Genomic DNA, 25,979 nt, shown 5'->3' with positions numbered 1-25,979 from the left:
CTGGAAACGACCCGAAGGTACCCTTTTCAGGGCAATCGACTGCTACCGGGCCGGTCACGCCGCCGCGGCGGCGACCACCCGGTCAGCGCGACAGGAAGGATCGGTGAGCATGGCGGCGGAATCGTCGGACCACGATTCGGCGAAGAAGACGGCCGGGCAGGTCACGGAGGCGGACCCGCCTACCGGCACCGAGCAGGCCGGCACCCCGGACACCGACTCGGCCGCGAGCCCGCGCCAATACTCCCCCGCGCTCATCGCCACGGCTGTCGCGTTGCCGGTCGTGCTGGTGGTCACCGTGCTGGTGCTCGCGATCCTCGCCGCCCGCGCCCCCGTCGAACGCGAACCGCTGGTCCTCGGCCCGGTCCCGGCGCCCGCCGCCGGCGGCCCCGCCTGCACCAACCTGCTCCCCGCGCTGCCGACCGAACTCGGCGACTACACCAAATCCACCCTCGTGGAGCCCTCCCCGCCGGCCACCCGCGCCTGGCAGCGCAGCGACGGCGGCGACCCGATCGTGCTGCGCTGCGGCCTCGATCGCCCGCTCGAATTCAACCGCGCCTCGGCCTTGCAGATCGTGAACGGCGTCCAGTGGTTCGAGGCCCGCGACCAGACCGCCAAGGCGAGCACCTGGTTCGCCGTCGACCGCGAGACCTACATCGCGCTGACCGTCCCCGACGGCTCCGGCCCCACCCCCCTGCAAGCGGTCTCCGACACCATCACCGCCACCCTCCCGGCCACCCCCCTCGACCCGGGCCCCCTGCCCAACTGAGGCGTCAGCGCAGTCCGGTTCCGCGCGCGATCGCGGTCTCGATCAGGGTGGACACCAGGTCTCGGTAGTCGATGCCGGTGGCCTCCCACATCCGCGGGTACTGCGAGATCGGGGTGAAGCCGGGCATCGTGTTGATCTCGTTGATCACCGGGCCGTCCGCGGTGATGAAGAAGTCGACGCGGGCCAGTCCCTGACAGTCCAGCGCGCGGAACGCCCGCACCGCGAGTTCGCGGATGCTGTCGGAGACCTCGTCGTCCAGCTTGGCCGGCACGTCGAATTCGCAGACGTCGTCGAGGTACTTGGTCTCGAAGTCGTAGAACTCGGGGTTGGTCGCGGCGGTGGACTCCGCCGGGATCCGGATCTCCGACACCACACTGGCTTCCACCCGGCCATCCGGGAATTCCAGTACGCCGCACTCGACTTCGCGGCCGACGATGCCCGCCTCGATGATCACCTTGGGATCATGGGCGCGCGCCGTGGCGATCGCCGCGTCCAACGCGGCCCAGTCGGTGACCTTTGTGATGCCGATCGAGGAACCGCCGCGCGCGGGTTTCACGAACACCGGCAGTCCCAGCGTCGCCCGGTCCGCCTCGCTCAGCGTGTCGGTGCCGCGCCGCAGCACCACCTGCCTGCCGATCGGCAAGCCTTCGGCGGCAAGGAGTTTCTTGGTGAACTCCTTGTCCATGCCCGCCGCGCTGGCCAGCACGCCCGCACCCACATACGGCACGCCGGCCAGCTCCAGCATGCCCTGCAACGTGCCGTCCTCGCCGAACGGTCCGTGCAGCAGCGGGAACACCACGTCGACCGCGCCGAGCGCGGCACCCGGATCGTCGAGTGCGACAAGCGCACCCGAGTTGCTCGGGCCTGCGGTGAGGGTCAGGGCCGTGCCGGTGCCGTCCACCGACGGCAGCGTGCGATCGTGGAAACCGAGCGCCGCGACGTTCGAATCGGCCAGCACCCAGGCCCCTTCGGTGCTGATGCCGATCGGCACGACGTCGTACTTCGCCGGATCCAGGTTCGGCAGCACGCTGCCCGCCGACACACAGGAGACGGCGTGCTCATTGCTCCGCCCGCCGAAAACCACAGCCACCCGGATCCGGTTATTCATGCCCCGAACCGTACCCGGCGCGGCGCACCGACCACACCGCTGGGACTACTCCGGCTTGATCCGTCGGCCGAGCAAGTTGCCGACCGCTTCGCGCACCGCCATGCCCTCGTGGCAGACCTGGTTCACCGCGGTGGTCAGGGGCATGTCGACGTCGTGTTCGACGGCCAGCGCGCGAATCGAGGTGCACGACTTGACGCCCTCGGCCACCTGGCCGTGGGTCGCCGCCTGCGCGGTCTCCATCGACCCGCCGAGGCCGAGCGCGTGCCCGAACGAGCGGTTGCGCGACAGCGGCGAGGTGCAGGTGGCGACCAGATCGCCGACTCCGGCCAAGCCCGCGAAGGTCGCGGGGTCCGCGCCGAGCGCGACCCCGAGCCGGATGATCTCGGCGAGGCCGCGGGTGATGATGCTGGCGACCGTGTTGTCCCCCAACCCCATTCCGGACGCGATGCCGCAGGCGAGGGCGATCACGTTCTTGCACGCACCACCGATCTCACAGCCGATCACGTCGGTATTGGTGTAGGGCCGGAAGTAGCCGGTGGCGATGGCGTGCTGCAACGCGACCGCCCGGTCCACGTCCGAGCAGGCGATCACGGTGGCCGCGGGCTGGCCGACCGCGATCTCGTGCGCCAGATTCGGTCCGGACAGCACCGCGATCCGGCTCGGATCAGCCCCGGTGACCTCTGCGATGACCTGACTCATCCGCAGCAATGTGCCGTTCTCGATGCCCTTGGCCAGACTGAGTAGCGACGCGTCCGGGGCGATCAGTCCCTTCCACTGTTCGAGATTCGCGCGCAACGACTGCGACGGCACCGCGAGCACCACGATGTCGGCGCCGTCGAGCGCTACGGCCGGGTCGTGCGTGGCTGCCAGCGGGGGCAGCGGAATATCGGTGAGGTAGGACGGATTGCGATGTTGAGTGTGCAGTACCTCGGCGACCTCGGCTCGTCGCGCCCAGATGGTGACGTCGGTTCCCGCGTCCGCCAAGACCTTTGCGAACGCGGTCCCCCAAGATCCCGCGCCCAGTACTGCCGCCCTCGTCATCTGCCCAATATGCCATGGAAGGATTGGACGCATGCGCCCGCACGCCGTGCATGCCGTGATCGCGGTCAAGAGCCTCGATCAGGCCAAGAGTCGACTGGCCGACCGGCTGCGCCCGGAACACCGGGCCCGGCTGGTCCTCGCCATGCTCGCAGACACTCTGGCCGCCACCGCGGCCGTCGCGGAGATCGTCTCGGTCACCGTCGTCACCCCGGATCCCGCCGTCGCCGACCTGGCCCTGTCGATGGGCGCCGCGGTGCATCCCGAGCCACTGATCGGCGAGCACGACCCGCTCAACAGCGCCCTGGCCGACGCTGCGGCCGGACTGCGGCACCGGCACGGACCGGTGGATCTGCTCGCCTTGCAGGCCGATCTGCCCGCGCTGCGCCCGGCGGAACTGGCCGACGTGCTGCGCGTCGCGCCGCGCGGCTCGCGCTCGATCGTGGTCGATCACGCGGGCACCGGCACCGCCGCGCTACTTGTCCGCGACCCGGTCGCCGGCCTGGAACCCCGATTCGGCCCCGGTTCGGCGAGCAAGCACATCGCCGCCGGCGCGGTCGACCTGACCGGCGATTGGCCGGGTTTACGGCTCGATGTCGACACCGCCGACGACCTGGACCTGGCGATTGAGCTCGGCGCGGGGAATGCGACCAGGGTCGCGCTGCACGACATCGGCTGGCCAGATCGCGTTCACCAGCCGGTTCGCCGGGTGTGCTAGGAGATCGCCAGAGCGCGGTGACGCTCACGGCAATCATAGTGTCGGGCTCCACACCACCCGGTTCGTAGGGGATGATCGTTGGCGTGAGTGAGCGAAGCGAGCTATCCATCCGCCAGCGCGCATCGCGCGTGTCGGGGTCGATCCCCAGCGAGGTGACGGCATGAGCGATACCGAGACCGTCAAGCAGCAGTTGCTTCCAACGCCGCCACCCGCGGCGACCCCGGTGCCGACCGATGCGACCATCGAACAGTTGCCACGTGATCGCTACCTCAACCGCGAGTTGAGCTGGCTCGATTTCAACGCCCGCGTTCTCGCCCTCGCCGAGGACGCGTCGCTGTCGCTGCTGGAACGCGCCAAATTCCTGGCCATCTTCGCGTCGAACCTCGACGAGTTCTACATGGTCCGGGTCGCCGGACTCAAGCGCCGCGCCGAGACCGGCCTGCTGGTCCGCTCCGCGGACGGCCGCTCGCCCGGCGAGCAGCTGGAACTCATCGCCGCCCGCGCGCAGGAGATCGCCGTGCGGCACGCGCGGGTCTTCCTGGACGACGTGCTGCCCGCGCTGACCGCCGAGGGCATCGCGATCATCGACTGGACCGACCTGAACGACGATGAGCGCCAACGTCTCTCGGGGCACTTCCAGGATCAGGTGTTCCCGGTGCTCACCCCGCTCGCGGTGGATCCGGCGCACCCGTTCCCGTACATCAGCGGCCTGAGCCTGAATCTCGCGGTGACGGTGAAGGATTCCGCCACCGGCGGCGAGCACTTCGCCCGAGTCAAGGTGCCGGACAACGTCGATCGATTCGTCCGAGTGCGCCGCACCGACGCCGGATCGACCATCGCCGCGTTCCTGCCCATGGAGGAACTGATCGCGGCGCACCTCGATCTGCTCTTCCCCGGCATGGAAGTGGTTGAGCAGCACTCGTTCCGGATCACCCGCAACGCCGACTTCGAGGTCGACGAGGACCGCGACGAGGACCTGTTGCAGGCCCTGGAACGCGAACTCGCGCGCCGCCGCTTCGGATCGCCGGTGCGCCTGGAGGTCTCCGACGACATGACCGAGCACATGCTCGAATTGTTGTTGCGGGAACTCGATGTCGATCCCGGCGACGTCATCCAGGTGCCCGGCCTGCTCGACCTCTCCTGCCTCTGGCAGGTGTACGGGGTGGACCGGCCGAACCTCAAGGACGCGCCCTACGTGCCCGCCACCCCGCCCGCGTTCGGCGAGCGGGAGACCCCGCGCAACGTGTTCGCCGCGCTGCGCGAGGGCGACGTGCTGGTGCACCACCCGTACGACTCGTTCTCCACCAGCGTGCAGCGGTTCATCGAGCAGGCCGCCGCCGACCCGCAGGTGCTCGCGATCAAGCAGACGCTCTATCGCACCTCGGGTGACTCGCCGATCGTCAACGCGCTCATCGACGCGGCCGAGGCGGGCAAGCAGGTCGTCGCGCTGGTCGAGATCAAGGCCCGCTTCGACGAGCAGGCCAACATCAAATGGGCACGCGCGCTGGAACAGGCGGGCGTGCACGTGGTCTACGGCCTCATCGGCCTCAAGACGCACTGCAAGACCTGCCTGGTGGTGCGCCGCGAGGGCGCGACCATCCGCCGCTACTGCCACATCGGCACCGGCAACTACAACCCGAAGACCGCGCGGCTCTACGAGGACGTCGGATTGCTCACCGCCGCACCGGAAATCGGCGCGGACCTGACCGACCTGTTCAATTCGCTGACCGGTTACTCGCGAAAAGAGAACTACCGCAACCTGCTTGTCGCCCCGCACGGCGTGCGGGCCGGCATCATCGAGCGGATCCAGCGCGAGACCGAACTGGCGATCCAGGGCAAGGACGCCCGAATCCGGTTGAAGGCCAACGCGATCGTCGACGAGGAGATCATCGACGCGCTGTACCGGGCCTCGCTGGCCGGCGTGCCGGTGCAGATCGTGGTGCGCGGCATCTGCGGGCTGCGCCCCGGTGTGCCGGGGATGAGCGAGAACATCGAGGTTCGGTCGATCCTCGGCAGGTTCCTCGAGCACTCGCGGGTGATGCACTTCCAGGCCCAGGATCAGTACTGGATCGGCAGCGCCGACATGATGCACCGCAATCTCGACCGGCGGGTGGAAGTCATGGCGCAGGTGAAGGATCCGCGGCTGACCGAGCAGCTGGGCCAGGTTTTCGACTCGGCGCTGCATCCCGACACCCGCTGCTGGGTACTCACCTCGGATGGCAATTGGCTGGCCCGGCCCGAGCACGCGGGCGACGACGACGTCAAAGTGCGTGACCACCAAGAGTTCCTGATGCGCCTGCGGAGGCCCGAACAGCAGTGAGTGGTACTACGGGGTACGAGATGGAAGGGGGCCCCTTCTGGGATCCCCGTATTACCGCCAACATTCACGCCGCGGGTGCGGTGGTGTGGCGGCGGGCGAGCAACGGCGCGCTGGAGATCGCCGTCGTGCATCGGCCCAAATACCAGGATTGGTCGCTGCCCAAGGGCAAGCTCGATCCCGGTGAGACGCCGGTGCTCGCCGCGGTCCGCGAGGTCCGCGAGGAGACCGGCCTGGACTGCACGCTCGGCCGCTACCTCGGCCACGTCACCTATCCCGTTCCGGGACACCGCAAGCTGAAGCGGGTGGACTACTGGGCGGCCGAGGTGGCCGGCGGTGAGTTCACCGCGAATGACGAAGTGGACGTGCTGAATTGGTATCCGCTGGATCGGGTGATGGAGCAGCTGTCCTACCCGATGGACCGTCAGGTGCTGCGCGCGTTCACCCGGCTGCCCGCGAACACCCACACGATGCTGCTGGTCCGGCACGCGAAAGCTGGTCGGCGCGACCGCTTCTCCGGTCCGGACCCGCTACGACCACTGGATCGGTCCGGGCAGGCGCAGGCCCAGGCCCTGGTGCCGAATCTGCTGGCGTTCGGGGCATCTCGGATCCATTCGGCCGATCCGGTGCGCTGCGTGCAGACCGTGACGCCGCTGGCGGAGAAGCTCGCGGTGGAGATCGTCCTCGAACCGCTGCTGTCCGAAACCGGTTATGCCGCAGCGCAGGACGAGGCGCGCAAACGGATCGTCGAACTGGTGCCGACTTCCGGGGTGCCCGTTATCTGTAGTCAGGGCAAGGTGATTCCCGATCTGCTGGACTGGTGGGCCGAGCGCGACGGCATCACGTTGCCGTCCGCGCGCAACCGCAAGGGCAGTGTGTGGGTGCTGTCCTTCGTCGACGGCAGCCTGGTCGCCGCCGACCATCTGGACCGGTCGTTGAACGCGGGCTTCGTGAAGCCCTGATTCGAACGGTCCCCACCGGCAAGGCCCGGACGGGACTACCCCCGAATGATGAGTACGGACAGACGAAACGGCCCCGGAAGCGTGCTTCCGGGGCCGTGTTCGATCGGTACAGCGGATGATTCGGCCGTTCGGCCGGTCATCCGGCGCCAATACCGTACTGGCGCAGTATCTAGCGGCGACCGCGAGCGGGAGCCTTCTTGGCCGCCGTCTTCTTGGCCGGAGCCTTCTTGGCGACCGTCTTCTTGGCGGCGGTGACCTTCTTGGCCGGCGCCTTCTTGGCGGCGGTGACCTTCTTGGCCGGCGCCTTCTTCACGGCCGACTTGGCGGCCGTCTTCTTGGCGGGTGCCTTGGCCGCAGTCGTCTTGCGAGCAGCGGTCTTTGCGGGCGCCTTCTTGGCGGCCTTCTTCGCCGTGGTCTTGGCCGGACCCTTGGTGGGGGTGGCCTTCTTGGCGGCGGTCTTCTTGGCCGCCGTCTTCTTGGCGGCCGCCTTCTTGGCTGCCACCGGGGCATTCACGCCGCGCTTGACGGCGGGACCGCTCTGGGCGAGCTTCTGCTTGCCCGCGATCACGGCCTTGAACTGAGCGCCCGGACGGAACGCAGGCACCGAAGTGGGCTTCACCTTGACGGTTTCGCCGGTGCGCGGGTTCCGGGCCACTCGAGCCGCGCGCTTGCGCTGTTCGAACACACCGAATCCGGTGATTGTGACGCTCTGCCCCTTGTGCACCGCGCGCACGATGGTGTCGACCACATGCTCGACTGCCGCGGTGGCCGTGCGCCTATCAGTACCCAACTTTTCGGTCAGAACGTCGATCAGTTCCGCCTTGTTCATTGAATCCTCCGCAGACTAATGGCCCGTCGTCGGACCGACTAGGTACCACGGTAAACCCACAATGGGCAAGAGTCTATGTGCCACGCCAAAATTCATGTGGTTTAGCACACGTCCAGCTATCGGCCCCGGTGCCATCCAGCTAACCGCCAAGGGTGTTTAGGACTGCGAAATACGTGCTGGGAGGGTAGTGGGTTTCCATGCTGGCCTTGCGTTTTCGAACTCCGCGATGGTGTCGCTGCGGCGCAGCGTGAGCCCGATGTCGTCCAATCCTTCGAGCAGACGCCACCGCGTGTAGTCATCAATATCGAACGGCAACACGGCGGTTCCGGCGGTCACGGTGCGCGCCTCGAGGTCCACAACCAATTCGAGTCCGGGCTGTTCCTCGAGCAACTTCCAGAGCATTTCGACATCGTTCTGTGACATCTGAGCGGCCAACAGGCCGCCCTTACCGGCATTGCCGCGGAAGATGTCGGCGAAGCGGGACGAGATCACCACCCGAAAGCCGTAGTCCGACAGCGCCCATACGGCGTGCTCACGCGAGGATCCCGTGCCGAAATCCGGCCCTGCGACCAGCACACTTCCCCGGTTGTACGGCTCCTTGTTCAGAATGAAGTCCGAATCGTTACGCCACGCGGCGAACAGTCCGTCCTCGAATCCCGTGCGGGTCACCCGCTTCAGGTACACGGCCGGGATGATCTGATCGGTATCGACATTGGAACGGCGGAACGGCACGCCGATCCCCTTGTGCACGGTGAAGGCTTCCATTGATTCTCCTGAGTCGGTTGGGGTATCGCGTCCGGTCAGTCCAGATCCGCAGGTGAGGACAGGGTTCCGCGCACCGCCGTCGCGGCCGCGACGAGCGGCGAAACCAGGTGCGTACGGCCGCCTTTGCCCTGCCGGCCCTCGAAGTTCCGGTTCGACGTCGAGGCGCAGCGCTGGCCGGGGGCGAGCTGATCCGGATTCATTCCCAGGCACATTGAGCAGCCCGCCTGCCGCCATTCGGCGCCCGCTGCGGTGAAAATCTCACCCAGTCCTTCTAATTCGGCCTGGGCGCGCACCCGCATAGAGCCCGGTACAACCAACATTCGCACCGAGTCCGCGACCCGGCGTCCTTTTAAAACCTCGGCCACGGCACGCAAATCTTCGATGCGTCCGTTGGTGCACGAACCGACGAATACCGTGTCGACCGCCACATCACGAAGCGGAGTGCCCGGCTCCAAATCCATGTACCGCAGCGCTTTCGCCGCCGACTCGCGCGCCGTCTCGTCCGCCATCTGGGCGGGGTCCGGCACCGATTCGCCGAGCGGCGCGCCCTGTCCCGGGTTGGTGCCCCAGGTGACGAACGGGGTCAGCTCGGCCGCGTCGATGTGCACTTCCGCGTCGAAAGTCGCGCCCTCGTCGGTCTTCAGCGCTTCCCAGGCGGCCACTGCGGCCGTCCAGTCGGCTCCCTGCGGGGCGTGCGGGCGTCCTTCGAGGAATGCGTAGGTGGTTTCGTCCGGCGCGATCATGCCCGCCCTGGCGCCCGCCTCGATGGACATGTTGCAGATGGTCATTCGCGCTTCCATCGACATGGCGCGGATCGCCTCGCCGCGGTACTCCAGCACATAGCCCTGACCGCCGCCGGTGCCGATTTTCGCGATCACGGCCAGGATCAGGTCCTTGCTCGTCACACCCGGCGCCAGCGTGCCGTCCACGGTGATCGCCATCGTCTTGAACGGGCGCAGCGAGAGTGTCTGGGTGGCAAGGACATGCTCCACCTCCGAGGTGCCGATGCCCATCGCCAGCGCGCCGAACGCGCCGTGCGTCGAGGTGTGGCTGTCCCCGCACACCACCGTCATGCCCGGCTGGGTCAGGCCCAGCTGCGGGCCGACCACGTGCACGATGCCCTGGTCCAGATCGCCCATCGGATGCAGGCGCACACCGAATTCCGCGCAGTTACGGCGCAGGGTGTCCACCTGGGTGCGCGAAATCGGGTCCGCGATCGGCTTGTCGATGTCCGCGGTCGGGACATTGTGGTCCTCGGTCGCGATCGTGAGATCCGGCCTGCGCACCGGCCGTCCCGCCGCGCGCAGCCCGTCGAACGCCTGCGGGCTGGTCACCTCGTGCACGAGATGCAGATCGATGTAGATCAGGTCGGGTTCGCGCCCGACGCCCGCACCGGAACCCCGGGCGACGACGTGCTGCTCCCACACCTTCTCGGCCATGGTGCGTGGCTCTGCCATTTCTGGATCACCTTTCGACGAGCATCCGGTCGCGGTCCGGGCTGGGAGCGCGGCGGCTGCACAAGTTTTTCGGCTATGGGCGAGGTCGGATGCCCCCTGAGAGATTCGTCGCCGCTATCACCACGGCAGTGGATTTCCCAACATCCGAGACGCTAGTATCGTTCTATGAGACAGCATAGCGGCATCGGCGTCCTCGACAAAGCAGTGGCGGTGTTGTACGCCGTCGCCGAGCACCCCTGCGGTCTCAACGAGCTCTGCGCCCGCACCGGCCTGCCCCGCGCCACCGCCCATCGCCTGGCCGTCGGCCTCGAAGTGCACCGGCTGCTCGCCCGCGACAACACCGGAATGTGGCGGCCCGGCCCCGCCCTCGCCGAGCTCGCCGCCGGGGCCACCGATCCGCTCCTGGAGGCCGCGTCGGCCATCCTGCCCCGATTGCGCGAGATCACCGGCGAAAGCGTCCAGCTGTATCGACTGGACGGCAATGCGCGCATCTGTGTCGCGGCCCTGGAGCCGCCCGTCGGGCTGCGCGACACCGTCCCCGTCGGCGCGCGCCTGCCCCTGACCGCGGGTTCCGCCGCCAAGGTCCTGCTCGCCTGGGCCGACGCGGACCTGCAGCGCACCATCCTCGCCGACGCCGTCTTCGGCGAACGCGCCCTCACCGAGGTCCGCAAGCGCGGCTGGGCCCAGAGCGCCGCCGAACGCGCCTCCGGCGTAGCCAGCGTCTCCGCCCCCGTCCGCGACGCCGGCGGCACCGTCATAGCGGCCGTCTCCGTGTCCGGCCCCATCGACCGCATGGGCCGCCGCCCCGGCGCACGCTGGGCCGCCGACCTGGTCGCCGCCGCCGAGGCCCTGCACAAGCGCCTATAACACGTTACAGAAATGACGTTCTAGAGTGAGCCCATGGGAGTCAACCAACGGGCACAGATCGTCATGTCCGACACCGAGATCAGCGAGTTCCTCGAGCGCAGCCGCATCGCCACCCTGGCCACCATCGGCCCCAACGGCACCCCCCACCTGACCGCCATGTGGTACGCCCTGCTCGACGGCGAACTCTGGTTCGAAACCAAAACCAAGTCCCAAAAGGCCGTCAACCTGCGCCGAGATCCCCGCATCACCTGCATGATCGAGGCAGGCCAGACCTACGACCAGTTGCGCGGCGTCGCCATCGAAGGCCACGCGGAGATCGTCGACGACCCCGACAAACTGTTCGCCGTCGGGGTCAGCGTCTGGGAGCGCTACACCGGCCCCTACAGCGAAGACGTCCGCCCCATGGTCGAAACCATGCTGCACAAACGCTCCGCGATCAGAGTGGTGCCCGACCGGATCCGCAGCTGGGACCATCGCAAGTTGGGCCTCCCCCAGCTCCCCCTCGGCGGCACCACCGCACATTCCCTCGACTGACCTGCCTATGCGGTGCGCCACAGCCTTCCCGACGCGGCCCCGATATCGGCCTGACATCCCCCACCTCGACGACTAACGTCAAACCGTTCGACCCATATCGGCCGGCCCCCGCAGCCCCACCACGGCGCGCACCCCCGGCCGCCACCACGAGGAGACGGCGATGACGGAATCAGCTAGTTCCAACGGCTCAGCCACCCCCGAGCCCACCAGCGCCGAAGAAGTGAAGCGCAAGTTCAAAGCGGCCCTCGACCGCAAAAACCAGCACAACGCCCGCACCGCCGACCACCTCGACGGCCGCTCCAAGGGCGCCAACGCCACCCACGGCAACGCCAGCACCAAGCGCGAATTCCGCCGCAAGAGCGGATAGGAGAACGAGGAAAAGGCCCCCCGGTCACCAGACCAGGGGGCCTTCGCTTTACCCACCCCATGATCCGCACTGTCTCTCGGGATCCGCACCGACTACAAGCCCCCAGAGCGGGTGCGGATCCCGAGAGACAGTGCGGATCCGGGACCGGCACGTCCGCCGGGCAGCGAAGCAGCGAAGCGTAAGCAAGCACCCCTAAAAGACCAGCCACCTGCACAAGCCGCAGCAACAAATCCCCCAGGAATACCCATCCCCATGAACGGCGGGGCGAAGCCCCCGCCCCGGGGGTCCGGGGGCGAAGCCCTCCGGGCGGGGCTTGGGGGTCGCACCCCCAAAAGAAATAGCGAAACAGTAAAGGCCCATGCCCTATGGGCATGGACCTTCCAACTGTGTAGCCCCGACGGGATTCGAACCCGCGCTACCGCCTTGAGAGGGCGGCGTCCTAGGCCGCTAGACGACGGGGCCAGGACTGCTTCTCGTTTGCACGAGGAGCACCTTTGGTTGATCTTTCGATCAGGAGGCTCGGCTAGCTTAGCTGGCCGGAGCGTGGCGACCAAATCGCCAGCTGCTGTGTTGATTTCGGCCGCGCACCGATCTCGACAAGCAATCTCTCCGCTGGGGTACCAGGACTCGAACCTAGAATGGCTGAACCAGAATCAGCTGTGTTGCCAATTACACCATACCCCAATGACCAGGCGTTTCAGCCTCGCGTCTGGGTGACTGCGAGGCCTTGTTCCGAGCCGAGAAGAAGAGTACCAAACCGTTACGGGTTAACTACAAATCGCCTGGTCAAAGCCATGTTTTCGGCCGTTTTCGGAGTTTCAGGCCGTGGCCGACCACTCCTGCGCGGAGCGCAGCCGAGCCAAACTGGTGTCGCGGCCGAGCAGTTCGAGCGACTCGTACAGCGGCGGGCTGATGTGCGAGCCGGTGACCGCGACCCGCACCGGCGCGAATGCCTTGCGTGGTTTGAGGCCCAGATCTTCGATCAGCGCGGTTTTCAGCGCCTCTTCGATAGCGGCGGTCGTCCACTGCGTCAGCGGCTCCAGCGCGGCAATAGCGGATTGCAATACCTGATTTGCGTCGGCGCCGAGATTCTTGGCTCCCGCAGTGGGGTCGATCGCAAATTGTTCGGCGGGCGCCAACAGGAAACGCAACAGTTCCCAAGCGTCGGACAAGACGACGATCCGGGTCTGCACCAGTTCGGCCGCCGCGGCGAACATCTTCTCGTCGATTTCGGCGCCGATATGACCCTGCCCGGTCAGGTACTCACGCAGTCGGTTGCTGAAATCACCCGGTTCCAGCAATCGGATGTGCTCCGCGTTGAGCGCGTCCGCCTTCTTCTGATCGAATCGGGCCGGATTCGAATTTACTTTCGATATGTCGAACGCGGCAACCATCTCCGCCATGCTGAACACGTCGTGGTCGTCGGCGATGCTCCAACCGAGTAGTGCCAGGTAATTCAGCAAACCTTCCGGGATGAATCCGCGGTCCCGGTGGACGAACAGATTCGACTCGGGATCGCGCTTGGACAACTTCTTGTTGCCCTGTCCCATGACGAACGGCAGGTGGCCGAACTCCGGGGTGAAGTCGGCGAGACCGATCCGGCGCAGCGCGCCGTAGAGCGCGATCTGGCGCGGCGTGGAGGAGAGCAGATCCTCGCCACGCAGCACGTGGGTGATCTTCATCAACGCGTCGTCGAGCGGGTTGACCAGGGTGTACAGCGGATCACCGGTGCCGCGGGTGAGCGCGAAGTCGGGCACGCTGCCCGCCTTGAAGGTGGTCTCGCCGCGCACCAGATCGTGCCAGGTGATGTCCTCGTCGGGCATCCGGAGCCGAATCACCGCGGGGCGCCCGGCATCTCGGTACGCCTCGATCTGCTGGGCGGTGAGCTCGCGATCGTAGTTGTCGTAGCCGAGCTTCGGGTCACGCCCGGCGGCGCGATGGCGGGCCTCGACTTCCTCAGGCGTGGAGAAGGATTCGTAGGCCGCACCGGCCTCCAGCAGGCGCCGGACCGCATCGAGGTGCAGATCCTTGCGCAGCGACTGGCGGTACGGCTCGTAGGGGCCGCCGACCTCCGGACCCTCGTCCCAGGTCAGGCCGAGCCAGCGCAGCGCGTCCAGCAGCGCGCGGTAGGAGTCCTCGGAATCCCGTGCCGCATCGGTGTCTTCGATCCGGAACACGAACTTTCCACCGTGGTGCCGGGCGTAGGCCCAGTTGAACAGCGCCGTCCGGATCAGGCCGACGTGCGGCGTCCCGGTCGGCGACGGGCAGAAGCGGACCCGTACTTCAGTCATGGCTCTCTTTCGACTAGCGAGGCTTGGCGGCAACAGGATTGATGAGCGTTCCGATGCCCTCCACGGTCACGGACACCTGCTGTCCGGCCTGCACCGGACCGACGCCCTCCGGCGTTCCGGTGAGGATGACATCGCCTGGCAGCAGCGTCATCACGGTGCTGACCCATTCGATGAGCTTCGGAATGTCGTGCAGTAGAAGCGAAGTGCGGCTGCGCTGCCGGACTTCGCCGTCGAGCTCGGTGATGATCTCCAGATCCGAAGGATCCAGGGACGTTTCGATCCACGGACCGAGCGGGCAGAAGGTGTCGTAGCCCTTGCCCCTGGTCCACTGTCCGTCGTGGCGCTGCTGGTCGCGCGCGGTCACATCGTTGGCGACGGTGTAGCCGAGCACCACGTCCAGCGCGCGGGCGGCGGGCACGTCCTTGCACGGGCGGCCGATGACGACGGCGAGTTCGCCCTCGTAGTCGACCTGAGAGGAGCTGGGCGGCAGGATGATCGGGGCGTTCGGCCCGATGATCGCGGTGTTCGGCTTGAGGAAGATCACCGGATCTTCCGGTGCGGGACCGCCCATTTCGGCCGCGTGGGCCGCGTAGTTCTTGCCGATACAGACGACCTTGCTCGCCAGGATGGGCGCGAGCAGGCGCACATCGGCCAGCGGCCAGCTCCGCCCGGTGAACGTCGGCGTACCGAACGGGTGTTCCGCGATTTCCTTCGCGATGCTGTCGCTTCCGTCCCCCTCGATGCTGACGAAGGCGACCCCATCGGGACTGGCTACTCGACCTAGACGCATGCCGGGCAGTCTATCGACCGGCTTCCACCTGCTCGAACGCGCCCAACCGAGCGGTAGGCGGGGCGGCCGAGACCGGGATTGCGGTGGTTGTGAGGAGTCTGACAGCGAACCGCCGGAATCCGCTTGCGCGCGCGGTGTAACGTGAGCCTCACTGCTCAACCAATGGGAACTCGATCCCATATAATGAGATTTCGAGGTGAGGCCGATGGCTACCGTGACGCAGATCAAGGCGACTCGACGGTGGTCCATGCTCGGTCTCGGCGTCTTTGCCCAGGCGGCGAGCGCGGTCTTCGTGAACGGCGTCGCGTTTCTGCTGCCCGCGCTGACCGATCGCGGCATGCGATTGGCCACTGCGGGATTGCTGGTGGCGATGCCGACCCTGGGACTGGTCTGCACCCTGATCGCGTGGGGGTACGTGGTCGACCGGATCGGCGAGCGCAAGGTGCTGATCGGCGGCCCGCTGCTGATGCTGGTCGCCGGCGCCGCCGCGGCCGCCACCCCGAACGACATCGCCTTGGGCGCACTGTTGTTCCTGGGTGGCGTCGGCGCCGCGAGCACCAACGGGGCCAGCGGCCGGCTGATCGTCGGCTGGTTTCCGCCGCACCGGCGCGGTCTGGCAATGGGGATCCGGCAGACCGCGCAGCCGCTCGGCGTCGGCATCGGCGCGCTGGCCGTGCCCGCCGTCGCCGCGACTTACGGTGTGCCCGCGGCGATCCTGGTGCCCGCGGCGATGGCGGGCCTGGCCGCGGTGGGCGGCCTGATCGGCATCATCGATCCGCCGCGCCCCGAACGCTCGGCCGATGTGGCGTTGCGCGCCAATCCCTATCGCGGCGACTCGACGCTGTGGCGCATCCACGGCGTCTCTGTGTTACTGGTCATACCGCAGGGCACGGTGTGGACTTTCGCACTGCTGTGGCTGCACCGCGACGTCGGCTGGTCGCTGGCGGCGGCCGGGGTTCTGGTCACGGTCACCCAAATCCTGGGCGCCGCAGGCCGAATCGGCGCGGGCGCGTGGTCCGACCGGGTCGGCAGCCGGTTGGGTCCGTTGCGCGCCGTCGCCGTCGCGGCGGTGTTGTCCATGGCCGCGCTGGCCGTGTCGGCCTGGACCCACATGTGGTGGGCCGCAATCCCGTTGCTGGTCGTCGCGTCGGTGATCACCGTCTCCGACAACGGACTCGCGTTCACCGCGGTGGCCGAGATCGCGGGTCCGTACTGGAGCGGCCGGGGGCTCGGCATCCAGAACACCGGCCAGAATCTGGCCATGGCCGCGGTGCCGCCGGTGTTCGGCGCGCTCATCGCGACAAGCGGTTTCGCGGCCGCCTACCTGCTGGCGGCGGCGCTGGCGGTGGCCGCGGTTCCGCTGGTGCCGACCGATCGCCGCCCCAATAACCGCCCGGCCCAGGGGGATTGACGCCGGGCCTGCACGCCGGAGCAGGTGTCGACCCGCGAATGTGTCCCGCACGACATGTGAAGTCACACCTGTTCTGATGCGGCGAAGATCACCCCGAAGGCCTGGGAACGACTAGCCCACAACACCTTTGGTACGGCAGCGCCACTCGGCCCGCGGAACACTTTCGGATCTCCCGAGCCACTTCCGCTGCCCCCGAGCACAACCGAACAGAATCACAGCCGTGTCATCCCGCACATCTCCCGTTCTCGACTTTCTCGACACAATGTCGCCAACGGGTACGGTGGAAACATTCCGTCGCCAACCCCGGGAGCGCGATGCCCAAGATCGACGCACCGACCGTCGCCGAACACCGGGCGAACCAGGAACGCGCGCTGCTCGACGCCGCGCGGATGGTGCTGCTGGAGAACGGCCCGCAGGCGGTGTCCCCCGCCACGGTCGGCGCGGCGGCCGGTCTCGCCCGCAGCAGCGTCTACAAATACTTCCGCTCCGGCGACGAGATCCTGTTCCGCATCGTGGCCGACGCGCTGCTGGATTGGGGTGCGCGCGTGCGCGATACGGTCGACCGCGCCGAGACCGCCGAGGGACAGGTCGAGGCCTACGTGCGAACCATCCTGGCCCTGGCGGCTTCCGGCGCGCACCGGATCGCCGTGCTCGGCAGCACCCTCCCCCGCGACGACCCGGCCCGGCGCGATCTCGCCGACGCGCACTACGCGGTGGCCGCCCCGCTGCGCACGGCGCTCACCGCCCTGGACAACCCGAACCCCGAGCTGACCGCCGACCTGATCGACGGCGCGCTCGGCCGGGCCATCGAACGCATCGATGCGGGGCGCGACCCCAACGAGATCGTCCCGGAGACAGTCGCGTTCATCCGCCGCGCGGTCGGCATCCATCCGCGCCCGAATCGCCACCACCACAAGGGATAACCCCCGCCCGGCTCAAACCGCAAGCAGCGCAGCGGGATCGAACGTGACGCGAAACGGCTTGTCGGCATCCACGACCGCATCGAAGACGCTGCCGGAACAGACCACCGGATCGGCGCCATAACCGCCGTCCCCCAACACCATCCGATGCACCTCGACCTCCGGCTGATGCTCGACGATCCAGTACTGCGGGATGCCCACCGCCGCGTACTCGCGCACCTTCCGCACCCGATCGGTGCGCTCGGTCCCGCTCCCCGGCGCGATCACCTCGACCGCGAGCCGCACCTCGGATCCGGGAATCCGCTTGGGCACCTCCGCGACCACGGCGGCCCTGGCAACCTCGCGCGGAATGACGATGATGTCCGGCTTGCGCACCCCGCTGCGCGTGCTGACCTCCCAGCCGCTGCCGACGCACAGGTGCACGGCCGACCCGACCGCGCCGGCGTCGATGAACCGGCCGAGCCGTTGCGTCACGTGATTGTGCCGGGCCCCGCACGCCACCTCGACCAGCCAGCCGTCCTCGAGCTCGAAACCCTTGCCGCCACCTGGGACATCGCGCAGGTCCACCCCGGCATACGGACCGACCTGCGTTCTCCGATTCCCGCGCCGCTCGTTCACCGAACCTCCGTCTCACCGGGCCAGCCCGTCGATGACGACTTACCACCGCACAGCCGGTTCACACCTGCCGAAAGGTCCCGCGCCGGATCCGCTCCGGCACGGGACCTATGGTTCGTCCTTCGCTCAGACGATCGCGGCGATGCGGTCCCCGACCTCGACCGTCGACGCCGCACCCGAGCGCGACGCGAGGTCCTTGGCGACGGCGGACTCGATGCGCGCCGCGGCCTCGGTGTTGCCGAGATGGTTGAGCAGCAACGACACCGACAGGATCGCGGCGGTCGGATCGGCATTGGACTGACCGGCGATATCGGGAGCGCTGCCGTGCACCGGCTCGAACATGCTCGGGTTGGTGCCCGACGCATCGATGTTGCCGCTGGCGGCGAGCCCGATGCCACCGCTGACGGCGGCCGCGAGGTCGGTGATGATGTCGCCGAACAGGTTGTCGGTGACGATCACATCGAACCGGCCCGGATCGTTCACCAGGTGGATGGTCGCGGCGTCGATGTGCTGGTAAGCCGTTGCGACATCCGGGAACTCGGCCGCGACCTCGTCCACCGTGCGCTGCCACAGCGAGCCGGCGAAGGTGAGCACGTTGGTCTTGTGCACCAGGGTGAGATGCTTGCGCCGGGCCTGCGCCTTGGCGAAGGCGTAACGCACCACGCGCTCGATGCCGAACCGGGTGTTGGTGCTGACCTCGGTCGCCACCTCGTGCGGGGTCTCGACCCGAATCGCGCCACCGGTGCCGGTGTACGGACCCTCGGTGCCCTCGCGGACCACCACGAAATCGATGTCGGGGGTGCCGGCCAGCGGGCTGGTCACGCCCGGAAACAGCTTGGACGGCCGCAGGTTCACGTGGTGATCCAGCGCGAACCGGGTGCGCAGCAGCAGCCCGCGCTCGAGCACGCCGCTCGGCACCGACGGATCGCCGATCGCGCCGAGCAGGATCGCGTCGTGCTGCTTCAGCTCCGGCAGCACGGATTCCGGCAGGATCTCACCGGTCGCGTGGTAGCGCTTGGCGCCGAGGTCGTACTCGGTCTTCGCGACGCCGGGCTGGACCACGTCGAGCACCTTCAGCGCCTCGGCGATGACCTCGGGCCCGATGCCGTCGCCGGGAATGACAGCAAGCTTCATTGCAACGCTCCGTTGTTAATCGGGGGCGCGCCCAACCGTGGGCGCGCCCCCGCACGCGATCAGAACAGGTCGACGACGACGACCTTTGCGGCGCCGACGGATTCGGCGATCGCGGCCTCGACCGCGTCGGGCACCTCGCGGTTGACCCGCAGGATCACCGTGGCGCCCTCCTTGTCGACGTCCTGGCTCAGCTGCGCGGCCAGGATGTCGATGCCCGCCTCGCCGAGCTTGGTGCCGATCTTGCCGAGCGCGCCCGGCTTGTCCTCGTAGTTCAGCACGGCCATGTTGATGCCCTCGGCGCGCATGTCGTAGTTGCGGCCGTTGATGGTGACGATCTTCTGCACCTGCTGCGGCTCGGTCAGCGTGCCGGCCACGTTCAGCGTGCGGCCGTCGCCGAACACGGCGCGCAGGTCGACGACGCTGCGGTGGCTCGGGCTGTCCGGCACGGTGTTCACCTGTGCGGTGATGCCGCGGTCCTTGGCCAGGGCGGGCGCGTTGACGAAGGTGACCTGATCCTCGACCAGCGCGGAGAAGATGCCGCGCAGCGCCGAAAGTTCCAGCACCGCAACGTCATGCGCGGCGAGCTCGCCGCGCACCTGCACCTCGACGCTGACCGGCAGTTCGTCCGACAGCGCACCGAGCAGCGCGCCTTGCTTGCGCACGATGTCCAGCCACGGCGCGACGTCGTCGTCGACGCTGCCGCCGGTGACGTTCACCGCGCCGGGCACGAATTCGCCGGCGAGCGCGAGCAATACGGACTTGGCCACGTCGGTGCCCGCCCGGTCCTGCGCCTCGGAGGTGGACGCGCCGAGGTGCGGGGTCACCACGACCTGCGGCAGCTCGAACAGCGGGCTGTCGGTGCACGGCTCGGTCTCGTACACGTCCAGGCCCGCGGCCCGCACGTGCCCGGACTTGATCGCGTCGGCCAGCGCCTGCTCGTCGACCAGGCCACCGCGCGCGGCGTTGACGATGATGACGCCCGGCTTGGTCTTGGCGAGGGCTTCCTTGCCGATGATGCCCTTGGTCTCCGGGGTCTTCGGCAGATGCACCGAGATCAGGTCGGCGCGCTCGAGCAGCTCGTCCAGGCTCAGCAGCTCGATGCCGAGCTGGGCGGCGCGGGCGGGCGAGACGTAGGGGTCGTACGCGACGATCTTGGTCTCGAAGGCGGCGAGGCGGGCGGCGAACAGCTGCCCGATCCGGCCGAGGCCGACCACGCCGACGGTCTTGCCGAAGATCTCGACACCGTTGAACTTGCCGCGCTGCCAGGTGTGCTCGCGCAGCGTGGCATCGGCGGCCGGGATCTGGCGCGCGGCCGCGAGCAGCAGCGTCACCGCGTGCTCGGCGGCGGTGTGGATGTTCGAGGTCGGCGCGTTGACGACCATGACGCCGCGTTCGGTGGCCGCGGGCACGTCGACGTTGTCGAGGCCGACGCCGGCGCGCGCGACGATCTTCAGGTTCTTGCCCGCCTCGAGCACCTCGGCGTCCACCGTGGTCGCGGAGCGCACGAGTAGCGCGTCAGCCTCGGGGACCGCGGCGAGTAGAGCCGGGCGGTCGGGGCCGTCGACCCACCGGACCTCGACTCCGTCACCGAGCGCGTCGACGGTCGACTGGGCAAGCTTGTCGGCGATCAGGACAACAGGACGGCCTGCTTGGCTCACGGTGGAGTACTCCTGGGGAAAGGGGTCGGCAATTACCGCCGATCAGCTTAGTGGGCGTCGTTTCGGCATGTGCTACCCCCTGGTAAGGCGGCCGTCGTCAGTATGACCCATGGGATGACCCGTTGGTCAAAATATGAAGACCGGTCTACAGTTACCGCATGGGCGCCAAAGGGACCGAGACCCGCAGCCGGTTGATCAGCGCGACGCGCGAGCTGGTGGAGAAGCACGGCTACTTCGGGGCGGGCCTCAACCAGATCATCGAGACCAGCGGCGCGCCGCGCGGATCGCTGTACTTCCACTTCCCCGGCGGTAAGGACCAGCTCGTCGCCGAGGCGCTCGCCCAGGCGGGCGGCGAGATCTCGGCGCTCATCGACGCGATCGAGCCCGGCGACACCGCCGCCGCGGCGATCAGCGTGCTCGGCGCGCTCGGCGATCGATTGGCCGCCTCGGACTGGCATCAGGGTTGCCCGGTCGCCACCGTCACCCTTGATGTTTCGGCGGCGAACGACGTGATCCAGGCCGAATGCGCGACCGCGTACGCGGCATGGGAAGAGGCGCTGCGGATCCGGCTGCGGGCCGACGGACGTGCGGACGCCGACGATATGGCCGCCTCGATCCTCGCGATGATCGAGGGCGCCCTGCTCTTGGCGCGCGCCCAGCGCAGCCGCGCGCCGCTGGAGCGGGTGGCGCGCACGATTCGCGCGATGCTGAGCTGAGTCAATAGTGCGGCCAACGGTTTTCGCTTATCCATTGAATATGTAGACCGGTCTATTAAGGAGTAAACATGTCCCACAGCATCGTGCTCGGCGCCGCCGGGTTCATCGGCCGCGCGGTGGTCGCGCAGCTACTCGAACAGGGCCGATCCGTCGTCGCGGCGGTCCGGCCTGGCGGCGAGGACCGGCTCGGCGCGTGGCTGCGCGCGCACGCCGTCGATCAGTCCGGGCTCCGCGTCGTCGCATGCGATATCACCGCGAAGGACCTCGGATTGGCTGCCGACCTGGACGCGACCGACCTGCGCGACGTGTACAACTGCGCGGCCCGCTTCGCCTTCGGCCTCGACAAGGACGACGCGTACGCGGTGAACGTGACCGGCGCGCTGCACGTCCTCGACTGGGCGGCGACGCTGCCCGCCTTGCGCCGCGTCGTCCACATCACCGGCTATCGGATCACCGTCGAGGATTCGGACGAACAGCATTACGACAGAGGGGCTTACGGCGCGTCCAAGTTCGAGTCCGATCCGCTGCTGCGCAGGCACGCGGCCGAGCGCGGGATTCCGCTCACGATCGCGAACCCGAGCAGCGTGCTCGGTCCCGGCCAATACGTCGGTCTGGCCAGCATGGTCGAAGACCTGTGGCACGGCCGGCTCGCGGCGATCCCGGGCGGCCGCGAAACGTTCGTTCCGATAGTCGATCTGGACTACTTCGCGAAGTTCCTGATCAACCTGCCCGATCAGCCGGACACCGCCGGGCGTTCGCTGACCGTGCTCGATCCGCGAACACCGGTGCTGCCGGAACTGATTCGACTGCTTGCCGAGCATCTAGGGGTGCGGGCGCCGCGGTTCACCGTCCCGGTCGGCGTGATCGAGAAGCTGCCCCGGGCGCTGACCGGCGCCGATCCCGAGACGCTGCCGTTCATCGCCGACGACAGGTACGACACCTCGGCGGCGGACGAGATCGCGCGGGCCGCGGGCCTCTCGATGCCGGACGCCGGGTCCGTGCTGCGCACCTGGGCCGATCACCTGGTGTCGAGCCGGTTCGGCGCGGTCGAGGAGGACCCCACCGCCGGATTCGTCGACGGCACTTGGGTTTCCGGAGATCAGGCGAATCCGGACTACATCTTCCTGCACGGGCTGCCCGTCGACAGCGATTCCTGGACCGAGGTACGGGCCGCCCTCGACGCGCCCGGCCTGGCCGCCGACCTGCCCGGGCTGGGGCGCTCCGCGCCCGGTGAGATCGATGACGTCCTACCGCGATTGATGCGAACGGTACGCAGTCGTCCTGTGCTGGTGGGGCATTCACTCGGCTGCGGTCCGGTGCTGAGCTACGCCGCAGCGCACCCGGATCGGGTCTCCGGCGTCGTGCTGGTATCGCCCGCGTTCTTGCAACCACGGGCAGGCCGGTTGCTGCGCTCGCCGCTGGCCGCGGCGGCGCTGCGGCGAATGACGGCCGCCACCTTGGCCGCTCGGCTCGGCCTCCCCGCAGGCCCGGCCGTGGACAGCGCGGCGGCCGCCCTGCGCAGGCCCGGCGTCGCGGGGCGCACGATCGCCGCGCTGCGCCGTGCGAGCGCGCCCGCGCGGCGAGACGAGTTGGCCAACCTGCTCGTGCAGTTGGAAGTACCGGTGCGGATTGTCGTCGGCGCGGACGATCCGCTCGCGATCGCCGCACCGCGCGAACCGGCCGTGATCGAGGGGGCGGGGCACTACCCGCAGCTGACCCATCCCGCACAGGTCGCCGCCGAGATCGCCGGGATCGGCGCGCACGCGTCGGTCGGATAACGCGGAGGGCCCCGCACCACCCGGGTGCGGGGCCCTCTCCGGAATCGCGCTCGATGGGCGCGAGACCCGGTCGATCAATCGACCATCACGCTGCGATCAGCGGCCGAACGAACCGGTCCACAGGGTGTTGACGATTCCGTGCAGAGCGGCACCGAAGGTGTCCAGGAAACCGCCGAGGGCAGCGCTACCGGTGTCGATGATAACGGGGATCATTTATATACCTCTTCATTGAAAGACAATCCAGTCGTACTGGCTGACACACGAGACATCGGCGCCAGGACAAAGACGGTTACGAAATTCTACCAATTAGTGACATAGGTTACAGTCACATCACGAAGATCACCTGGTCAAGCGACCAACAGGGGTGCGCGCCCGGAGAACCATGGTCTTGACCACGTCGTATGCGCGACTTCACCCCTTCCCGAGCCGAACCGGCAGTAAACATAAAGATCTTCTAAGAAATCGATAGCACCCCAATAAGAGGGCTATACACACCACATCGACCCGGACATTTCCGACACCTGAACGAATTCTGTAACAAGCGCACGAATTCGACGATCTCGTCTCCTAGAAGGAGTCGTGTGCGCATTACCGGACTGCATATGCGACACACTCCGGATCGCGCCATATAAACGTGCCGCGCAATATGATTCGCCCGATCCGGCGAACCACTCAGCTCACCTCGGCGACCGCGCGCGAAAACGCCCGCACCCGCGTGGTTTCGCGGTGGCGATGCCAGACCAACCCCAGCCGGGAATGCGGCAGCCCGGTCACCGGCACGAAGCGGACGTCCGGCCGATCGTGGAACACCGCGGTCGGATGGCACAGCAGCATCGCGCCCCGGCCCGCCGCGACCGCTTCGATCCCCTCCTGCAACGTGCCGACGCCGGGCCCGACCGGAACAGGCCGACCGCCCGGCGTCACATCCACCGACTGCGCGCGCCGCCAGTAGTGCGGCGCGGGCCCGCGCACGCCGATCAGCAAGAACTCGGCCAGATCCTCCGGCGACAGGCTGGTGCGCGCCGCGAGCGGATGCGCCCGGTGCACGGCCAGCATCTGCGGCTTCTCCGAAAAGACTTGGCCGAGAACGAGATCGCTCTCCCCCATCGGCAGCAGCACCGCGGCGATATCGATCTCGCCGCGCTGCACCGGGCCGAACGGGTCGGCCAGCGGAATCTCCACCACCTCGGTGACGCAGGCGGGAAAGCGATGCCGGAACAGTTCGATTGCCCCCGTAAGGTATTCGCTGCCCGAGCCCTGAATGCCGATGCGCAGCACACCTTCGGTGCCGCGGGCGCTCGCCCGGACACCGTCGACCGTGGCCCGCAGCGCCGCGTAGGCGGGCTCGAGCTCGGCCAGGAAGTCCGCCCCGAGCGGCGTGAGCGTCACCTTGCGGCTGGTGCGCTCGATCAGTCGTGCGCCGACCCGCTGCTCCAACGCGCGCAGCAACTGACTCACCCGGCTCTGCGAGAGGTAGAGCCGCTCCCCGGCCCGCCCGAAGTGCAGTTCCTCGGCGAGCACGAGAAAGGCCTCCAGCTCGCGTACCTCCAGGCCGGTCATTGGCGTCCTCTCCAGCGTCGATGAGCTCAGCTCATAGAACGATGAGATCTTCGCCGTTGTTTCCACCCCGGCCGATCAGTTGGCTGAAGGCATGACACAGGTTCAAGACAGCGCGAGTCCGGCACCCGCGCCGCAGGATTCGGTCCGGCGCGGCTGGCTCGGCGTCGGCGCCGTGACCGGGGCCACCTTCACGGTCGTCACCTCGGAAATGCTGCCGGTCGGGTTGCTCACCCCGATCAGCGGCGCGTTGCGGGTGTCCGAGGGCGCGGCCGGGCTGTCGCTGACCGCCACCGGCCTGGTCGCCGCCCTGGCCGCGCCGCTGATCACCGGCGCGCTCGGCCGTACCGACCGCAGGCTCGTGCTCTGCGTGCTGCTCGCGGTGCTGACCCTCGGCAATGTGGGCGCGGCCTGGTCGCCGAACTTCGCGGTCATGATCGCGGCCAGGGTGCTGGTCGGCATCGGGATCGGCGGCGTGTGGGCGATCGCGGCGAGCCTGGCGGCGCGGCTGGTGCCGGCCGAGTCGATCGGCGCCGCCACCGCGCTGGTCTACAGCGGCGTCGCGGTGGCCTCGGTGATCGGCGTGCCCGCCGGGACGTACATCGGCGCACTCGCCGGATGGCGCGCGGCCTTCCTCGTCATCGCCGCGCTCGCGGTGGTCGTACTGATCGCAGTGGCCGCACTGCTACCGAGATCGACTGTTGCGCAGACGGTTCCGCTGCGCCAGGCGCTACGGCTGGTCCGCAGGCCGCACCTGCGCACCGCGCTGCTGGTCGTCGCGTTCCTGGTGACCGGCCACTTCGCCGCCTACACCTACATCCGCCCACTGCTGGAGCAGGTAACCGGCATCGGCGCGAGCACCATCGGCACCGTGCTCCTCGTCTACGGAATCGCCGGTGTGATCGGCAATTTCGGCTCCGGCTCCGCCGGGGTCCGCGATCCGCGCCGGATGCTGATAACGATCAGCATTCCGCTGGCCGTGACCGTGCTGCTCATTCCGGCGCTCGGCGGATCGCTGTGGCCGGCCGTCGCGCTGCTGGTGGCATGGGGTCTGTCCTACGGCGGCGTATCGGTCACCACGCAGAACTGGGCCTTCGCCGCGGCGCCCGACGCGCGCGAGGCCGCGTCCTCGTTGAACGCGTGCGTCTTCAACGCCGCCATCGCCCTCGGCGCGCTGGCCGGCGGACGCGTGGCGGACGCGTTCGGCGTCGCGTCCGCGATGTGGCTCGGCGGGGCGCTGGTGTTCACCGCGCTGCTGATCGCCGCCCTCGGCCGCCGACCGGAGCAGGCCTGAACAGCACCGATGGCCGGAAAATAACCTGCGGTCCCGGGTAGCCGGGACATAGCATCGACGGCATGGCCCTACGCGCGATCCCCGCTT

23 protein-coding genes and 2 tRNA genes are annotated in these 25,979 nt (G+C 68.2%); 12 read left to right on the top strand and 13 right to left on the bottom strand.

Annotated elements, in window-relative coordinates; genetic code table 11:
* The first annotated feature begins 109 nt into the window (after positions 1-109).
* Positions 110-766 carry a DUF3515 domain-containing protein gene (locus ACFQ9K_RS05350; RefSeq protein ID WP_378723330.1) on the top strand — a complete coding sequence of 219 codons (657 nt, stop codon included), beginning with the start codon at positions 110-112 and terminating at the stop codon, positions 764-766.
* Positions 767-770: 4 nt separating this feature from the next.
* Here ACFQ9K_RS05350 and ACFQ9K_RS05345 read toward each other — a convergent pair whose 3' ends face one another.
* Entirely contained in the window at positions 771-1,874 is a 1,104-nt protein-coding gene (locus ACFQ9K_RS05345) for a D-alanine--D-alanine ligase family protein (RefSeq protein ID WP_378723331.1), read from the bottom strand.
* 45 nt (positions 1,875-1,919) lie between these two features.
* Positions 1,920-2,915 (bottom strand): NAD(P)H-dependent glycerol-3-phosphate dehydrogenase, encoded by a 996-nt coding sequence (locus ACFQ9K_RS05340; protein ID WP_378723332.1) that lies wholly within the window; start codon positions 2,913-2,915, stop codon positions 1,920-1,922.
* Positions 2,916-2,946: 31 nt separating this feature from the next.
* Between ACFQ9K_RS05340 and cofC the strand changes: the two genes are divergently transcribed.
* From cofC to ACFQ9K_RS05325, 3 genes are all read left to right on the top strand, one after another.
* The gene (cofC, locus tag ACFQ9K_RS05335) at positions 2,947-3,630 is read left to right on the top strand and encodes a 2-phospho-L-lactate guanylyltransferase (RefSeq protein ID WP_378723333.1); all 684 of its coding nucleotides are present in this window, start codon (positions 2,947-2,949) and stop codon (positions 3,628-3,630) included.
* A 160-nt stretch (positions 3,631-3,790) separates the two neighbouring features.
* Positions 3,791-5,950 (top strand): RNA degradosome polyphosphate kinase, encoded by a 2,160-nt coding sequence (locus ACFQ9K_RS05330; protein WP_378723334.1) that lies wholly within the window; start codon positions 3,791-3,793, stop codon positions 5,948-5,950.
* Between the two features lie 20 nt (positions 5,951-5,970).
* Positions 5,971-6,909: an NUDIX domain-containing protein gene (locus ACFQ9K_RS05325; RefSeq protein WP_378723335.1), complete on the top strand. Its 939-nt coding sequence runs from the start codon at positions 5,971-5,973 to the stop codon at positions 6,907-6,909.
* A 169-nt stretch (positions 6,910-7,078) separates the two neighbouring features.
* Here ACFQ9K_RS05325 and ACFQ9K_RS05320 read toward each other — a convergent pair whose 3' ends face one another.
* The 3 genes from ACFQ9K_RS05320 to leuC form a co-directional block, all read right to left on the bottom strand.
* On the bottom strand, positions 7,079-7,738 hold the full coding sequence (locus ACFQ9K_RS05320; RefSeq protein WP_378982842.1) for an HU family DNA-binding protein: 660 nt from the start codon (positions 7,736-7,738) through the stop codon (positions 7,079-7,081).
* A gap of 156 nt (positions 7,739-7,894) precedes the next feature.
* Positions 7,895-8,503, bottom strand: a complete 609-nt coding sequence (gene leuD / locus ACFQ9K_RS05315) for a 3-isopropylmalate dehydratase small subunit (RefSeq protein ID WP_378726906.1) — start codon at positions 8,501-8,503, stop codon at positions 7,895-7,897.
* Positions 8,504-8,538: 35 nt separating this feature from the next.
* The gene (leuC, locus tag ACFQ9K_RS05310; protein ID WP_378726904.1) at positions 8,539-9,960 is read right to left on the bottom strand and encodes a 3-isopropylmalate dehydratase large subunit; all 1,422 of its coding nucleotides are present in this window, start codon (positions 9,958-9,960) and stop codon (positions 8,539-8,541) included.
* 165 nt (positions 9,961-10,125) lie between these two features.
* Between leuC and ACFQ9K_RS05305 the strand changes: the two genes are divergently transcribed.
* The 3 genes from ACFQ9K_RS05305 to ACFQ9K_RS05295 all read left to right on the top strand — a co-directional run bounded on the left by ACFQ9K_RS05305 (position 10,126) and on the right by ACFQ9K_RS05295 (position 11,728).
* A complete protein-coding gene (locus ACFQ9K_RS05305; protein WP_375903242.1) occupies positions 10,126-10,827 on the top strand; it encodes an IclR family transcriptional regulator in 702 nt (233 codons plus the stop codon).
* 33 nt (positions 10,828-10,860) lie between these two features.
* Positions 10,861-11,361, top strand: coding sequence for a pyridoxamine 5'-phosphate oxidase family protein (locus ACFQ9K_RS05300; RefSeq protein WP_378726901.1), 501 nt, complete (start codon positions 10,861-10,863; stop codon positions 11,359-11,361).
* Between the two features lie 160 nt (positions 11,362-11,521).
* Positions 11,522-11,728 (top strand): DUF5302 domain-containing protein, encoded by a 207-nt coding sequence (locus tag ACFQ9K_RS05295; RefSeq protein WP_378726899.1) that lies wholly within the window; start codon positions 11,522-11,524, stop codon positions 11,726-11,728.
* Positions 11,729-12,117: 389 nt separating this feature from the next.
* Here the strand turns inward: ACFQ9K_RS05295 and ACFQ9K_RS05290 are convergent.
* From ACFQ9K_RS05290 to ACFQ9K_RS05275, 4 genes are all read right to left on the bottom strand, one after another.
* A tRNA-Glu gene (locus ACFQ9K_RS05290) sits at positions 12,118-12,190 on the bottom strand.
* Positions 12,191-12,340: 150 nt separating this feature from the next.
* Positions 12,341-12,412 (bottom strand) — tRNA-Gln (locus ACFQ9K_RS05285).
* A 134-nt stretch (positions 12,413-12,546) separates the two neighbouring features.
* Positions 12,547-14,019 (bottom strand): glutamate--tRNA ligase, encoded by a 1,473-nt coding sequence (gene gltX / locus ACFQ9K_RS05280; RefSeq protein ID WP_378725492.1) that lies wholly within the window; start codon positions 14,017-14,019, stop codon positions 12,547-12,549.
* 13 nt (positions 14,020-14,032) lie between these two features.
* Positions 14,033-14,809: a fumarylacetoacetate hydrolase family protein gene (locus ACFQ9K_RS05275; protein WP_378725494.1), complete on the bottom strand. Its 777-nt coding sequence runs from the start codon at positions 14,807-14,809 to the stop codon at positions 14,033-14,035.
* Between the two features lie 205 nt (positions 14,810-15,014).
* On the opposite strand from ACFQ9K_RS05275, the gene ACFQ9K_RS05270 reads away from it, so the two are divergent.
* Positions 15,015-16,220 carry an MFS transporter gene (locus tag ACFQ9K_RS05270; RefSeq protein WP_378725496.1) on the top strand — a complete coding sequence of 402 codons (1,206 nt, stop codon included), beginning with the start codon at positions 15,015-15,017 and terminating at the stop codon, positions 16,218-16,220.
* 314 nt (positions 16,221-16,534) lie between these two features.
* The gene (locus ACFQ9K_RS05265) at positions 16,535-17,143 is read left to right on the top strand and encodes a TetR/AcrR family transcriptional regulator (RefSeq protein WP_378725498.1); all 609 of its coding nucleotides are present in this window, start codon (positions 16,535-16,537) and stop codon (positions 17,141-17,143) included.
* 12 nt (positions 17,144-17,155) lie between these two features.
* Here the strand turns inward: ACFQ9K_RS05265 and ACFQ9K_RS05260 are convergent, their stop codons facing one another.
* The 3 genes from ACFQ9K_RS05260 to serA all read right to left on the bottom strand — a co-directional run bounded on the left by ACFQ9K_RS05260 (position 17,156) and on the right by serA (position 20,547).
* Positions 17,156-17,758 (bottom strand): Uma2 family endonuclease, encoded by a 603-nt coding sequence (locus ACFQ9K_RS05260; protein WP_378725500.1) that lies wholly within the window; start codon positions 17,756-17,758, stop codon positions 17,156-17,158.
* A 123-nt stretch (positions 17,759-17,881) separates the two neighbouring features.
* A complete protein-coding gene (locus ACFQ9K_RS05255; RefSeq protein ID WP_378725502.1) occupies positions 17,882-18,889 on the bottom strand; it encodes a 3-isopropylmalate dehydrogenase in 1,008 nt (335 codons plus the stop codon).
* 59 nt (positions 18,890-18,948) lie between these two features.
* Positions 18,949-20,547, bottom strand: coding sequence for a phosphoglycerate dehydrogenase (gene serA, locus ACFQ9K_RS05250; protein WP_378725504.1), 1,599 nt, complete (start codon positions 20,545-20,547; stop codon positions 18,949-18,951).
* Positions 20,548-20,705: 158 nt separating this feature from the next.
* Between serA and ACFQ9K_RS05245 the strand changes: the two genes are divergently transcribed.
* Together ACFQ9K_RS05245 and ACFQ9K_RS05240 are read left to right on the top strand one after the other, a co-directional pair.
* Entirely contained in the window at positions 20,706-21,263 is a 558-nt protein-coding gene (locus ACFQ9K_RS05245; protein ID WP_378725506.1) for a TetR/AcrR family transcriptional regulator, read from the top strand.
* A gap of 68 nt (positions 21,264-21,331) precedes the next feature.
* Positions 21,332-23,041, top strand: coding sequence for an alpha/beta fold hydrolase (locus tag ACFQ9K_RS05240; RefSeq protein WP_378725508.1), 1,710 nt, complete (start codon positions 21,332-21,334; stop codon positions 23,039-23,041).
* Between the two features lie 672 nt (positions 23,042-23,713).
* Here ACFQ9K_RS05240 and ACFQ9K_RS05235 read toward each other — a convergent pair.
* Positions 23,714-24,601, bottom strand: coding sequence for a LysR family transcriptional regulator (locus ACFQ9K_RS05235; protein WP_378721141.1), 888 nt, complete (start codon positions 24,599-24,601; stop codon positions 23,714-23,716).
* Positions 24,602-24,692: 91 nt separating this feature from the next.
* Between ACFQ9K_RS05235 and ACFQ9K_RS05230 the strand changes: the two genes are divergently transcribed.
* The gene (locus tag ACFQ9K_RS05230) at positions 24,693-25,892 is read left to right on the top strand and encodes an MFS transporter (protein ID WP_378721140.1); all 1,200 of its coding nucleotides are present in this window, start codon (positions 24,693-24,695) and stop codon (positions 25,890-25,892) included.
* Positions 25,893-25,979: the final 87 nt, after the last annotated feature.

The sequence above is a fragment of the Nocardia sp. NPDC056564 genome (assembly GCF_042793755.1).
GTDB lineage: Bacteria > Actinomycetota > Actinomycetes > Mycobacteriales > Mycobacteriaceae > Nocardia.
This window is presented reverse-complemented; position numbering and strand designations above follow the sequence as displayed.

Coding starts and splice junctions, on each gene's coding strand:
- ACFQ9K_RS05270 (WP_378725496.1), top strand. CDS start 15,015: ATGGCTACCGTGACGCAGATCAAGGCGACTCGACGGTGGTCCATGCTC.
- ACFQ9K_RS05350 (WP_378723330.1), top strand. CDS start 110: ATGGCGGCGGAATCGTCGGACCACGATTCGGCGAAGAAGACGGCCGGG.
- ACFQ9K_RS05345 (WP_378723331.1), bottom strand. CDS start 1,874: ATGAATAACCGGATCCGGGTGGCTGTGGTTTTCGGCGGGCGGAGCAAT.
- ACFQ9K_RS05240 (WP_378725508.1), top strand. CDS start 21,332: ATGTCCCACAGCATCGTGCTCGGCGCCGCCGGGTTCATCGGCCGCGCG.
- ACFQ9K_RS05305 (WP_375903242.1), top strand. CDS start 10,126: ATGAGACAGCATAGCGGCATCGGCGTCCTCGACAAAGCAGTGGCGGTG.
- leuD (WP_378726906.1), bottom strand. CDS start 8,503: ATGGAAGCCTTCACCGTGCACAAGGGGATCGGCGTGCCGTTCCGCCGT.
- ACFQ9K_RS05300 (WP_378726901.1), top strand. CDS start 10,861: ATGGGAGTCAACCAACGGGCACAGATCGTCATGTCCGACACCGAGATC.
- ACFQ9K_RS05245 (WP_378725506.1), top strand. CDS start 20,706: ATGGGCGCCAAAGGGACCGAGACCCGCAGCCGGTTGATCAGCGCGACG.
- ACFQ9K_RS05295 (WP_378726899.1), top strand. CDS start 11,522: ATGACGGAATCAGCTAGTTCCAACGGCTCAGCCACCCCCGAGCCCACC.
- ACFQ9K_RS05275 (WP_378725494.1), bottom strand. CDS start 14,809: ATGCGTCTAGGTCGAGTAGCCAGTCCCGATGGGGTCGCCTTCGTCAGC.
- ACFQ9K_RS05330 (WP_378723334.1), top strand. CDS start 3,791: ATGAGCGATACCGAGACCGTCAAGCAGCAGTTGCTTCCAACGCCGCCA.
- ACFQ9K_RS05340 (WP_378723332.1), bottom strand. CDS start 2,915: ATGACGAGGGCGGCAGTACTGGGCGCGGGATCTTGGGGGACCGCGTTC.
- ACFQ9K_RS05255 (WP_378725502.1), bottom strand. CDS start 18,889: ATGAAGCTTGCTGTCATTCCCGGCGACGGCATCGGGCCCGAGGTCATC.
- cofC (WP_378723333.1), top strand. CDS start 2,947: ATGCGCCCGCACGCCGTGCATGCCGTGATCGCGGTCAAGAGCCTCGAT.
- ACFQ9K_RS05325 (WP_378723335.1), top strand. CDS start 5,971: ATGGAAGGGGGCCCCTTCTGGGATCCCCGTATTACCGCCAACATTCAC.
- gltX (WP_378725492.1), bottom strand. CDS start 14,019: ATGACTGAAGTACGGGTCCGCTTCTGCCCGTCGCCGACCGGGACGCCG.
- ACFQ9K_RS05320 (WP_378982842.1), bottom strand. CDS start 7,738: ATGAACAAGGCGGAACTGATCGACGTTCTGACCGAAAAGTTGGGTACT.
- leuC (WP_378726904.1), bottom strand. CDS start 9,960: ATGGCAGAGCCACGCACCATGGCCGAGAAGGTGTGGGAGCAGCACGTC.
- ACFQ9K_RS05265 (WP_378725498.1), top strand. CDS start 16,535: ATGCCCAAGATCGACGCACCGACCGTCGCCGAACACCGGGCGAACCAG.
- ACFQ9K_RS05235 (WP_378721141.1), bottom strand. CDS start 24,601: ATGACCGGCCTGGAGGTACGCGAGCTGGAGGCCTTTCTCGTGCTCGCC.
- ACFQ9K_RS05230 (WP_378721140.1), top strand. CDS start 24,693: ATGACACAGGTTCAAGACAGCGCGAGTCCGGCACCCGCGCCGCAGGAT.